The organism is Agreia sp. (genome assembly GCF_964263775.1).
GTDB lineage: Bacteria > Actinomycetota > Actinomycetes > Actinomycetales > Microbacteriaceae > Agreia.
Genome location: NZ_CAXVWM010000174.1, coordinates 1 through 11788, shown reverse-complemented (window position 1 = coordinate 11788; position 11788 = coordinate 1). Strand labels below are relative to the sequence as shown.

The 11788-nt window shown below is 65.5% G+C and carries 9 protein-coding genes; 4 read left to right on the top strand and 5 right to left on the bottom strand.

Annotated features, from left to right (window positions below; genetic code table 11):
* Window positions 1-517, bottom strand: a 517-nt coding sequence (locus tag ACE5CZ_RS12500) for a DEAD/DEAH box helicase (protein WP_374947657.1), incomplete at its 3' end; no start/stop codon positions are given.
* Window positions 518-609: 92 nt separating this feature from the next.
* On the opposite strand from ACE5CZ_RS12500, the gene ACE5CZ_RS12495 reads away from it, so the two are divergent.
* From ACE5CZ_RS12495 to ACE5CZ_RS12480, 4 genes are all read left to right on the top strand, one after another.
* The gene (locus tag ACE5CZ_RS12495; RefSeq protein ID WP_374947656.1) at window positions 610-1248 is read left to right on the top strand and encodes a hypothetical protein; all 639 of its coding nucleotides are present in this window, start codon (window positions 610-612) and stop codon (window positions 1246-1248) included.
* Window positions 1245-2789: a DNA polymerase Y family protein gene (locus tag ACE5CZ_RS12490; protein WP_374947655.1), complete on the top strand. Its 1545-nt coding sequence runs from the start codon at window positions 1245-1247 to the stop codon at window positions 2787-2789. Before ACE5CZ_RS12495 ends, ACE5CZ_RS12490 begins: the two co-directional genes overlap by 4 nt.
* Before the next feature lie 12 nt (window positions 2790-2801).
* Window positions 2802-6209 (top strand): error-prone DNA polymerase, encoded by a 3408-nt coding sequence (locus ACE5CZ_RS12485; RefSeq protein ID WP_374947654.1) that lies wholly within the window; start codon window positions 2802-2804, stop codon window positions 6207-6209.
* 61 nt (window positions 6210-6270) lie between these two features.
* Window positions 6271-7131 carry an Fpg/Nei family DNA glycosylase gene (locus tag ACE5CZ_RS12480; protein WP_374947653.1) on the top strand — a complete coding sequence of 287 codons (861 nt, stop codon included), beginning with the start codon at window positions 6271-6273 and terminating at the stop codon, window positions 7129-7131.
* Between the two features lie 17 nt (window positions 7132-7148).
* Here ACE5CZ_RS12480 and ACE5CZ_RS12475 read toward each other — a convergent pair whose 3' ends face one another.
* The 4 genes from ACE5CZ_RS12475 to ACE5CZ_RS12460 form a co-directional block, all read right to left on the bottom strand.
* On the bottom strand, window positions 7149-9152 hold the full coding sequence (locus ACE5CZ_RS12475) for a VWA domain-containing protein (RefSeq protein ID WP_374947652.1): 2004 nt from the start codon (window positions 9150-9152) through the stop codon (window positions 7149-7151).
* Window positions 9145-10530, bottom strand: coding sequence for a magnesium chelatase (locus ACE5CZ_RS12470; protein ID WP_374947651.1), 1386 nt, complete (start codon window positions 10528-10530; stop codon window positions 9145-9147). The genes ACE5CZ_RS12475 and ACE5CZ_RS12470 overlap by 8 nt, the downstream gene beginning before the upstream one ends.
* Window positions 10531-10785: 255 nt before the next feature.
* Window positions 10786-11139, bottom strand: coding sequence for a hypothetical protein (locus ACE5CZ_RS12465; protein ID WP_374947650.1), 354 nt, complete (start codon window positions 11137-11139; stop codon window positions 10786-10788).
* Between the two features lie 144 nt (window positions 11140-11283).
* The coding region (locus ACE5CZ_RS12460; protein ID WP_374947649.1) for a hypothetical protein at window positions 11284-11788 on the bottom strand (505 nt) is incomplete at its 5' end.

The following is an 11788-nucleotide window of genomic DNA, read 5'->3' as shown; positions in this document are numbered from 1 at the left end:
AGTAGAAGTGGAACTCGTCCATGACGACCTGGCCGACGTCGGTGTCGGCCCCGTGGCGCAGGGCGAGGTTCGCCAGGATCTCGGCCGTGCAGCAGATGACGGGCGCATCCGGATTCACCGACGAATCACCCGTGACCATGCCCACATTCTCGGCCCCGAAGACCTCGACGAGGGCGAAGAACTTCTCGCTGACGAGGGCCTTGATCGGCGCTGTGTAGTAGCTGCGCTGACCTCGCACGATCGCCGCAGCGTGGGCCCCGATGGCCACCAGGGATTTGCCCGTTCCCGTCGGGGTCGAGAGGATCACGTTCGCCCCGGAGACGATCTCGATGACCGCCTCTTCCTGGGCCGGATACAGCGTGATTCCCCGGGAGCTCGCCCACGTCTCGAAGGCACCGAAAATCGTGTCTTCGTCGAACGTCTCAGGCAGGAAAGACAGGAGAGAGGCGGATTCTGTCCCGTCGCCCGGCACGGTGACATCATCGCTGTCGGCGGCCTCGGGCAGGGTGACGGTCATGATGTATCGATCCTGCCCTCTGCCAAGCCGAGCGCCTAACCGACACCCTGTCTGCGGTTGACTTATTCGAACACGTGTTCGAACATTGCTGAATGAGTTCGGTCGCAGCGTTCGAGTCACCCGCCTCGGTGAGGCAGGCTCTGCAGGCGCGCATCAGCTCGATGCAGTCGACCCGACTCGACGACGATACCTTCCCCCTCCTGCCGATGATGCGCGGGATGCTCGGCCGTGGCCTCCGTCGCGGAAGCGTGTATTCGATCACGGGTTCCACCTCGATTGCACTGGCCCTCGTCGCCGCCGCATCGCAGCAAGGCGAATGGTGCGGCGTGCTCGACGTTCCCGACCTGGGGCTTGAAGCCGCCGCCGGTTGGGGAATCGACCTCGACCGGGTCGTCTGGGTCTCGGATCCGGGCGATCGGTGGATGTCGACGGTCGGCTCGATGGCCGACGTGCTCGGCCTGGTGATCGTCAGGGCTCCGGCGCGGGTCACCGCGTCGGACTCGTCGCGACTCACTGCTCGCTTGAGACAGACACGATCGACGATGCTCGTCCTCGGCGACTGGCCGCAGTCCGAGTCAGAGATCCGCGTCGTCTCGTCGTCGTGGACGGGTCTGGGTGAGGGTCACGGTCATCTCGCCGAGCGGCACCTCGAGCTCGAGGTGCGCCAGGGCCAGGGTTCAGGTGCACCCCGCAGATCGCAGGTGCGTGTTCCCGCAGGGGCGATCCGATGACCGTGTCGCGTGCGCGCGTCATCGTGATCTGGCTACCCGACTGGCCGATCATCGCCGCTCGGCGCAGCCTCCATGCGACAGACGAGCAGCCCATCGCGCTCATTCAGAAGGGTGCTGTCTTCGCCTGCTCGGCCGATGCCCGGGCCGCCGGCGTGCAGCGGGGCCTTGCCGTTCGGGAGGCGCAGCTCAGATGCCCGCAGGTGCTCGTCGTGCCCTACGAGGCGCAGGCCGATGCCCGCGCCTTCGAACCCGTGGTCGCGTCGCTCGAAGAACTGGTTCCCGGAGTTCGCATTCTGCGCCCGGGATTGTGCGCCATTCGGGCGAGAGGACCGGCGCGGTTCTACGGCGGTGAGCGGAACGCCGCCTCGACGATTCGAGACGCTCTGGCCCAGGGCTCCGTCTCTGTGCGCCTCGGCATAGCGGACAGCGTATTCGGAGCCGAGCAGGCGGCGGCCAGAACCACGGATTCGGTGCCGGTTCAGATCATCGAGCCGGGCACCACTCGGCAGTTCCTTGCTCCCCTGCCGATCTCTATGCTCGATGACGCTTCGCTCGTGCCAGTTCTACGCCGGCTAGGGCTTCATCGACTCGGCGACTTCGCCGCCCTCGACCGGGTCGCGGTCGGCGCGCGATTCGGGGAGACCGGGTTGCGTGCGCACGCCCGCGCATCCGCAAGCGACCGGCTCACCGGAGCCGAGCACGGGCCCGAGACCGACTTCGGTGCCGACATCGCCTTCGAACCCTTACTCGACCGGGTCGACCAGATCGCTTTCGCAATTCGAGCATCCTGTGAATCGATGATCGATCGGCTGGCCGAGAACGGCCTGGTCTGCACAGCCCTTAGGGTGACGGTCACGAGCGAATCCGACGATCGCAGCGAGCGCGAGTGGTCGCATCCGCACCATTTCTCGGCAGCCGACGTCGTCGACCGTGTGCGATGGCAGATTCAGGGGTCGGGCGGCGCTGCCGCGGCACCGCAGTCACCCGTCGAACGCGTCGAGATCACTCCCGCGCGGGTAGATTCAAGCACGAATCATGAGGCGGGGCTCTGGGGAACGTCGCTCGACGAGCGGGTGCACCATGCCCTTGCAAGGTTGCATAGTCTGCTCGGGCACGGCACCGTCTCGACGCCGTCGCTGGCAGGTGGCCGATTCCTGTCCGAGAGACAGGTGCTCGTTCCCTGGGGCGACGAACCCCCACCGTCAGGGCGCAGCCTGCCCTGGCCCGGCAGCATTCCGCCGCCCGCGCCTGCAACGGTGTTCGCCACCCCACGCAGGGCCGACGTTCGGGGCTCATTGGGAGAACCGATCGACGTCGACGATCGCGGCGCGACCAATTCCACCCCGGTCTGGCTCGCACTCGAACCTTCCCCGGCGCTGAAGATCTCGTCGTGGGCTGGACCCTGGCCTGTAACGCAGCGCTGGTGGGACTCCGTAGCGGGCCGCACTGCACATCGATTCCAGATGATTGATTCCGCGGGCATGGCCTGGCTTCTTATTCTCGAAGATCACGCGTGGACTGCAGAGGCCCGCTATGACTGAACGAGACCTGCCATGAAGTGGACCAACCCTCCAATTCCCTGGTCGGAATTCGAACGCATCGCCTCGGGAACCACAAGGCGCGATGACCGCCCGCGCGGGGCCGACGGTGGAGACAGCCCGGCGTGGTCGCGCAAACGCGCTCCCTACGAACCGAGTCTCGGCGCCGATAGACCCTCCGGCGCTGTCGTGCCGTACGCCGAGCTGCACGCGCATTCCCACTACAGCTTTCTCGACGGGGCTTCGTCGCCCGAACAGCTCGTCGAAGAGTCTGTGCGCCTCGGCCTCACCGGCCTCGGCCTCACCGACCACGACGGTCTCTACGGAATCGTGCGAATGGCGGAGGCGGCCGAGAGGCTCGACCTGGCGACCGTCTTAGGCGCTGAGCTCTCATTGGGTCTCGGCGCCCCGCAGAACGGGGTAGCCGATCCTGAAGGCGATCACCTCGTCGTGCTGGCCCGAAGGGAGGTCGGCTATCACCGCCTGGCCGGAGCCATCACGAGCGCCCAGCTCTCGCCCGGCGCCGAGAAAGGCCACCCGGTCTATTCGCTCGAAGACCTGTCTCAGGCGTCTCAGAATTCATGGCTCGTGTTGACCGGATGCCGTAAGGGCGCGGTGAGACGCGCGCTCGAAAGCGAAGGTGTCTCGGGGGCAGCACGTGAGCTCGACAGCCTGATCGAGCTCTTCGGCCTCGACAATGTCGTGGTCGAACTCTTCGACCACGGAGACCCCCTCGCATCGAGCCGCAACGATGCCCTGGCTCTCCTGGCGAGGCGTGCCCGCGTGCCCGTCGTCGCCACGAACAACGTGCACTACGCGACTCCTGCGGCGCATCCACTCGCCTCGGCCCTCGCGGCGATTCGGGCGCGCCGCAGCCTCGACGAGATGGACGGCTGGCTACCGGCATCCAACGGCGCCCACCTGCGAAGCGGGGCCGAGATGGCCGCACGATTCGCGCGCTATCCCGGCGCGGTCGAGCGCACGGTCGATATTGCGGCCGACCTGTCGTTCTCCCTGCGCTCGGCGCGCCCGAACCTTCCCAAGCTCGATGTTCCAGCCGGGCACACGGCCATCAGCTGGCTGCGCGAACTCGTGCGCCGGGGCGCCCAGAGGCGTTACCCGAACGCAACGCGTGCCGTGAACGAGAGGCTTGAACGGGAACTCGGCGTCATCGAGGAGAAAGACTTTCCGGGTTACTTTCTCATCGTCGAAGACATCGTGGGCTTCGCGCGTGGGCGCGGCATCCTGTGCCAGGGCAGGGGGTCGGCGGCGAACTCGGCTGTCTGCTACGTGCTCGGAATCACCGCCGTCGACTCGATCGCGCGGGGCCTGCCATTCGAGCGGTTTCTGTCGGCGCTTCGCGAAGAGGAGCCCGACATCGACGTGGACTTCGATTCCGACCGGCGAGAAGAGGTCATCCAGTACGTCTACGAGCGTTACGGTCGACGAAACGCGGCCCAGGTCGCCAATGTCATCAGCTACCGACCCAAGAATGCCGTGCGCGACGTGGCAAAAGCGCTCGGCTACAGCCAGGGCCAACAAGACGCGTGGTCGCGGCAGATCGAACGGTGGGGCAGCCTGAATGAGACCCATGATCACGACATTCCGGATGCCGTCACCGGCCTGGCCCAGCAACTCCTGAAGGCGCCGCGACACTTGGGAATTCATTCGGGCGGCATGGTGCTGACCGAGAATCCCGTGGGCGAGGTCGTTCCCATCGAACACGCCCGCAAGGAGAATCGCACGGTTCTGCAGTGGGACAAAGACGACTGCGCCTGGATGGGTCTGGTGAAGTTCGATCTTCTCGGTCTCGGCATCCTTGCCGCACTGCAGTACACCTTCGACCTCGTCGCCGAGCACACCGGCGAGGTATGGGATCTCGACCGTATTCCGAAAGAGGAGGCCGGCGTCTACGACATGCTGTGCCGCGCCGACGCCGTCGGGGTCTTCCAGGTCGAGAGTCGCGCCCAGATGGGAACACTCCCGAGGCTCCTCCCGCGCCGCTACTACGACCTCGTCATCGAGATCGCTCTCATCAGGCCCGGCCCGATTCAGGGCGGCGCCGTGCACCCCTACCTTCGGCGAAAGACCGGCGAAGAAGCGGTGACCTATCCCCATCCGCTGCTCGAACCCGTGCTCGAGCGCACACTCGGGGTGCCACTGTTTCAGGAGCAGCTGATGCAGATGGCCATGGCCGTCGGGGGATGCTCTCCCGCCGACGCCGATCTGCTTCGTCGCGCAATGGGCTCCAAGCGGGGTGTCGAGCGAATCGAGTCGCTGAAGGCGACTCTGTTCGAGGGCATGGCCCGCAACGGGCTCGACATCGAGACTAGCGAAGATATCTACGCACGCATCCAGGCATTCGCCAACTTCGGCTTCGCCGAGAGCCACGCGCTGAGCTTCGCCCTTCTCGTGTACGCCAGCGCCTGGCTCAAGCTGCACTATCCGGCGGCCTTTCTTGCGGCGCTCCTTCGAGCGCAACCCATGGGCTTCTACTCGCCCCTCACCCTCACGGCAGACGCTCGTCGGCACGGTGTCGATGTCCGTCGACCCAGCATCCAGCTGTCTCTGGCCGACGCCACCCTCGAGGCGACCGACCCCGGGCACCCCGCCCACCTGGGCACCCGGGCTGAGTGCTGCGACCCGGATCAGCCTCCGGTCGGCTCCTTCGATCGCACGGCGCCCGACCTGTCGGCTGCGCATCGGCGCGACGGAGGCTTCGCAGTGCGACTCGGGCTCGCCGGCGTCACCGGCATCGGCGCGAACCTGGCCCAACGCATCGTCGCCGAACGAACCGACGCGGGCGACTACGTCGACCTCGCCGATCTGTCGCGCCGCGTGGGCCTGTCGACCGAGCAGCTCGAGGCCCTGGCTGCCGCCGGGGCATTCGATTCGTTGGGCGTCAGCCAACGGCAGGCGTTCTGGCAGGCCGGCGAGGCATCCAAAGAACGCGCCGATCAGCTCGCGGGCTCGTCGATCAGCGTTCAGCCGCCGCTGCTGCCCGTGCTGACCTCGACCGAACGCCTGGCCTACGACATCTGGTCGACGGGCATCTCGCCCGACGATCATCCGATCAGCCAGGCGCGCGCCGATCTCACGACGCGAGGGGTGTCACCCATCTCGAGTCTCGCGAGCGCAGAAAGCGGCCGGCGTGTTCTCGCGGGCGGCGCGGTGACGCACCGGCAGCGTCCACAGACCGCGGGAGGGATCATCTTCATGAATCTCGAAGACGAGACCGGCATGCTCAACGTCATTGTGAGCACCGGCGTCTGGAACCGCTACCGGCGGCTGGCACGCGAATCGCCCGCCCTCGTCGTGCGCGGAATCCTCGAACGCTCGCCCGAGGGAATCATCAACCTGGTGGCCGACCGGTTCGAAGAATTGCGGTTGCAGACGCGCACCCGATCTCGAGACTTCCGCTGACGATCTTTTGGTCGGTTCGGGGCCGTAGACGAATACCGAAAGCACAGGCGAGACTGGATGCATGCCGGAACTTCCCGAGATCCATGCGCTCGTCAGCGACCTGGGCGCACGGCTGCTCGGTCGAACCGTGTCGAGACTCGACCTGGTGTCGTTCGCCGCGCTCAAGACGTTCGACCCTCCCGTCTCGATCCTGAACGATCAGGTCGTGACATCGATCGATCGGCACGGCAAGTTCCTCGACCTCGGCATCGGCGACGTGCATCTGGTGCTGCATCTTGCCCGTGCCGGGTGGATCCGCTGGCGCGAGGGCGAGCCGCCACCTCGAACAAAGCCATCATCGGGGCCGCTCACTGCACGACTGGTTCTCGACGACGGCTCGGGTTTCGACGTCACGGAGGCGGGGACGAAGAAGAGCGTCGCCATCTGGATCGTGCGGAGCGTTGAGGAGATCCCGCAGATCGTCCGGCTCGGACCCGATCCGCTCGACGTGTCATTCACATTCGACGTCTTCAGCGCCATCCTCGCATCCGCCGGTCGAACTCAAATCAAGGGCGTCTTGCGCGACCAGTCGTTGATTGCGGGAATCGGCAATGCCTACTCCGATGAGATTCTGCACGCCGCCCACATGTCGCCGTATAAGCCGGCCTCGATGAGCCCCGACGAGGCATCCGAGCTCTACGACGCGGTGCGCGAGACTCTGCGGAGCGCGATCGGCAGATCTGAGGGCGTCGCGGCGTCGAACCTGAAACGCGAGAAGAAGACTGCCATGCGGGTACACGGGCGCGCGGGTGAAGAATGCCCGGTCTGTGGCGACACCGTGCGACAGGTCATCTTCGCAGATCGCACGCTCGAGTACTGCCCGAGCTGCCAGACCGGCGGCAAGCTGCTCGCCGACAGAGTTCTGTCACGCCTGCTGAAGTGATCTCGACGAGCGCGCATTCACCAGCCGAACGATGTCTCCGGCCTGCGTGAGCCCAGGTACGAGTCCACGACGGCTGCGCCGAGGTCGTCGAGCTCTGGAGAGACGACGTGCCCGCCGACCCGTTTCGCCATCGAGTCGATGAAGCGGGCGAGCCCCGGATCGTCGCCCAGACGAAAGAACGTGGTCGCCGCTCCGAGTCGCATCGAATTCTCGAGTTCTCGAATGGCATACGCCACAGTCAACGGATGCGGCGGGTAGTCGAAGAACACCTCGCCGCTCGACTCGAGATGCGACGTCGGTTCGCCGTCGGTGACGATGAGCAGCACGGGCTGGGCGTTGGGATGCCTGCGGAAGTGCCGATTCGCGAGGAGGAGGGCGTGGTGCAGATTCGTGCCCTTCTCGTACTCGGCCTCCAGGCCCGTGAGCTTCTCGATCTCCATGACCTCCGCCTGTCGCCCGAACGCGATGAGCTGCAGGTCGTCGCCTCGAAAGCGGCTGGTCACGAGGGTGTGCAGCGCCAAGGCCGTTCGTTTCATCGGAAGCCACCGGCCATCCATAGCCATCGAGAACGACGTGTCGACCAGCAGGGCCACGCACGCCTGCGTTCTGGCCTCCGTCTCCTGCACCTCCACGTCGCCGATCTCGATGCGAACGCCTCTGCCGGTCGTCTGCCCGCCGCCCGCGGTGCGTAAAATGGCGTTCGTGATGGTGCGCGTGACATCCCACGGCTCTGTGTCGCCGAACGACCACTCGCGGGTCGCGCCCGACAACTCGCCCGCCGAACCCGCTTGGCGCACGTCGCGGTCGCCTTGGCGACCCGAGAGGCGCTTCGCGACGTCGCGCAGCAGGGAACGACCGAGGAGCCTCATGGCCTTGGGTGTCATCTTCAGTGTTCCGTCGGATGCGCGTTTCATCGTTCCCGAGTCGCGCAGAGCCTTCTCGAGTTGCTGGAGGGTGCGCGCGTCGACCGACGCGTCTTCGCCGAGCTGGCGGGAGAGCGCGTCGAGGTCGAGATCGTCGAGACGCGACCCCCCATAGCCCTGGGCAAGCTGCTCCGACAACTCGTCGAGCTCGGCGATGTCTTGAAAGACACCCGTGCCGTCGCCGAGGCCGAGGCCTTCCGATCCCGTCATGCTCTCCGAACCGTGCCAGTCGGCGCCGGGGCGCAGAGCCTGCAGCTGCCCGTCGAGTTGGGCGAGCGACGACATGAGCTCGGGCGAACCGAAGGCTTGGGATGCGAGTGCGTCGAGTTCGTCGCGCTGCTCCTGGGTCAGGGAGTTGCGCATTCGAGCGGCCGCCGCCGCCCTCTCGGCCAGCCTGTCGATGAGTTCGTCGATGGTGCGGGGGTTCTCGGGAAAAAACTCGCCGTGCGTGCTCATGAATTCGTCGAACTGCTTGTGGTCTGCGTCACCTGACGCATGTGCATCGAGGAGACGTGTGAGGTCTGCGAGCATGGCGGCGATGGCCGCCCTGTCTTCATCGTCGGCGTTTTCGAGCGCGCGTTTCATTCCGGCGAAGCGCGCGTCGAGCAGCTCGCGTCCGAGCAGATCCTTGATGCGCTCGAAGTCCTGCCGCGCCTCCGTGCTGCGCCACGTGTAGTCGTTCAATTCGCGCACGGCGGCCGCCGCCGACGGAGGCAGGCCCCCCAGTTGCATCTCTGCGAGGGCACGAGAGTCGTCATCGAGGTCGACATCACGGGCCAACTGCTTGCGTTCCTCGAGAACGGCCTTGTCGAGCAGGCGTTTCACCTCCTGAAGGGTCCCGTCGAGGTTGTGCTTCGTGGCGAGCTCTCTCCGGCGCTCGGCGACGCGCCGCGCAAGGTCGTCGAGGCCGGGTCGGTCACCGGTTCCGCGACGGAGCAGCTCGCGCAGTGATGCCTCGGGCGAGTAACCCGCCATCACGTCCTGGCCGATCGCGTCGAGCGCGTCCTTCACGTCGACAGGCGGCGCCAGTGGATCGGGGCCGCCCGCATACTTTCCGTAGCGCGACGCGCGGGTGAGCCGGCGGTTCGCCCTAGCCATAGATGGTCTCGCCTCCGCCACTTGCCTTGCTGATGCGTCGATCGAGAAAGAGGCCTTCGAGCGCGAGTTCGATCGCACCCGCGCGCTGTCCGTCGCTCTGCGCGCTGAGGCGGTCGCCGATCTGGTCGTAGAGATCGGATTCGCCGAGCACGGGCAGCCCATCGAGGAACTCGCGCGCCGAGACCTGTTCGCCGGTCGTGACCACCGTGCCGTCTTCGACAGCGCCGACGAGCGCCGAGAAGTCGAGGCCTCGGAAGAAGGTGTTCACGGTCTCCGCCGTGGCCCGACGAAGCAGGTGGTCGAGGATCTCGTCTTCGCGCCCCTCATCACCCGACTCGAACTCGATCTTGCCACCGAGTACGTCGACGGCCGTCTCCAGGTCTACGGGGCGGGCCACGGCATCCGGTTCGCCCTGACGAGTGGCGCGATGGATGGCAGCCGCCGCGACTGTCTCGGCACCCGCGATCGCGAAACGGGCGCTCACGCCGCTTCTCTGGTCGACCGATGGGGATTCGCGCAGTGCACGCGTGAAGCGGGCGAGGATCTCGACGAGATAGTCGGGCACCTCGGCCACGAGATAGGACTCCTGGCGGATGATCGACACCTCGTCGGCCAGCTCGAGCGGATAGTGCGTGCGGATTTCGGCACCGAAGCGGTCTTTGAGCGGAGTGATGATGCGGCCGCGGTTCGTGTAGTCCTCGGGGTTCGCGCTGGCGACCACGAGCACGTCGAGAGGCAGCCGCAGCACATAGCCGCGAATCTGAATGTCCCGCTCCTCCATGACGTTCAGCATGGCAACCTGGATTCGCTCGGCGAGATCGGGAAGTTCGTTGATGGCGACGATCCCTCGGTGGCTGCGAGGTATCAGACCGAAGTGGATCGTCTCCGGGTCTCCCAGGCTGCGCCCCTCGGCCACCTTCATCGGGTCGACGTCGCCGATCAGGTCGGCGACGCTCGTGTCGGGAGTCGCGAGCTTCTCGGCGTAGCGCTCGTCGCGCGAGCGCCAGGCGACAGGCAGCTCGTCGCCGAGCTGTTGGGCGCGGCGGATGCTCTGGGTGGTGATGGGCTCGAAGGGGTGCTCTCCCAGCTCTGAACCCTCGATGACCGGCGACCAATCGTCGAGCAGGCCGACCAGAGTTCTGAGAAGCCGGGTCTTGCCCTGCCCACGTTCGCCGAGAAGCACGATGTCGTGCCCGGCGATCAAGGCGCGTTCAAGCTGCGGGATGACCGTGGCCTCGAAACCGTGCAGTCCAGGCCAGGGATCGCGCCCCTCCCGGAGGGCGGACAGTAGATTGTCGCGGATCTCGACTCGAAGGGACTTCTGCACATGATTCGAGGCCTTGAGCTGACCGACTGTGGCGATGGGGGGACGCGTCATCCCTGCAACGCTACTCCCGCCGAGAACCGGAATGTCCCCACCTCACGAGTAATTGCGAACTACCTGGAGGCCTGTCTCGGTCCTCAGCGCGGCTCCGGGCTATCCAATCGTCCTGCGGGTTCTCGGAGAGGACCGCCGACGCACGTAAAAGGCACGACGTCGATCTTCGAGTTCCCCACGACGGATCTCGAATCACCGCGGAACCATCACTCGACCATTTGGATCTGATTGCACAGAGTCACTCTCGCCCAGGAATTAGAACCCGTTGAGGGCGTTTTCGTACTCGCGTGCAGACTCCATGATCTCGTCCTCTGTGATGAAATCGTCGCCCTCTCGGAGGTACGGCCGGTCCTGGTCCCCGCCGCGGATGCAGAGCACGTCGTCATGCCAGTCTTCATTCATGGTCGGTGAATAATCACAGGACCAGATGATCTCGGGCTGCGGAATCTCACTGTCGTCGGGGACGTAGCCTGGCTCTTCTGCCGGCTCGTAGGGTTCGATTCCGGGCCGCGTGTTGTCGTCGAGTTCGACGCCACCTGACATCGAACTACAACCAGCCAGAGCCAATCCGAAAATCAGGCCCAAAGCAACAAGCCTCGGTTTCAACATGAACCAAACGCTACCGATCATCAGAAAAGTGCGCCAAGCCCCCATACGGGGATAGAGCACGGAACGAGACCTCTCCACCGTCGCTAATATGCCGTATGAAGCGTTGACCCGGACAGAGATTGCGTGGCCGTGACCAACGAACGGCTAGCGGCTCGGGTCGTGAACCTCACTTGCGAAGTTCGCAAGCGTCGCGTCTAGCTCGACTTCTGGTATCTGATCCAGGTCGAGCATTTGCGCCAGAAGTGAGCCGGCCTGGGTGACCTCCGACGCAGAAAGTTCGGTCGGCCAAATCGGCTGACCCCGATCCCCGTGCCGCATCGGGGCGTGAATCAAGCCGACATCTTCAGTCTTCAACTCATGTAGCGAACGATGCGGACTCCACGCCGACCACCCGCTGACCCCGCCGTACAGCGACGACCCCGGCAGTGGGTGGGTGTCCTTCTGGCTGACAATCGAGAGAAGCACGTACTGTGGCCAGCTCAGTCGTTCCGCCATACCAATCACCAAATTGGCAGTCGACAAGTCGATGCTCGCCAATAAGGCAATGTTCGCAACCAGGGCGCCCATGTAGGGAAGCTTTCGCTCTTCTGCCGTATCGCGGGCGGCAATCATCACGCCCCCGACCACCTCGTCCAGGTTCGACCGGCCG

Excerpts from the sequence above, each read along its gene's own strand:
- ACE5CZ_RS12495 (WP_374947656.1), top strand. The coding sequence starts at position 610 with ATGAGTTCGGTCGCAGCGTTCGAGTCACCCGCCTCGGTGAGGCAGGCT.
- ACE5CZ_RS12490 (WP_374947655.1), top strand. The coding sequence starts at position 1,245 with ATGACCGTGTCGCGTGCGCGCGTCATCGTGATCTGGCTACCCGACTGG.
- ACE5CZ_RS12485 (WP_374947654.1), top strand. The coding sequence starts at position 2,802 with ATGAAGTGGACCAACCCTCCAATTCCCTGGTCGGAATTCGAACGCATC.
- ACE5CZ_RS12480 (WP_374947653.1), top strand. The coding sequence starts at position 6,271 with ATGCCGGAACTTCCCGAGATCCATGCGCTCGTCAGCGACCTGGGCGCA.
- ACE5CZ_RS12475 (WP_374947652.1), bottom strand. The coding sequence starts at position 9,152 with ATGGCTAGGGCGAACCGCCGGCTCACCCGCGCGTCGCGCTACGGAAAG.
- ACE5CZ_RS12470 (WP_374947651.1), bottom strand. The coding sequence starts at position 10,530 with ATGACGCGTCCCCCCATCGCCACAGTCGGTCAGCTCAAGGCCTCGAAT.
- ACE5CZ_RS12465 (WP_374947650.1), bottom strand. The coding sequence starts at position 11,139 with ATGTTGAAACCGAGGCTTGTTGCTTTGGGCCTGATTTTCGGATTGGCT.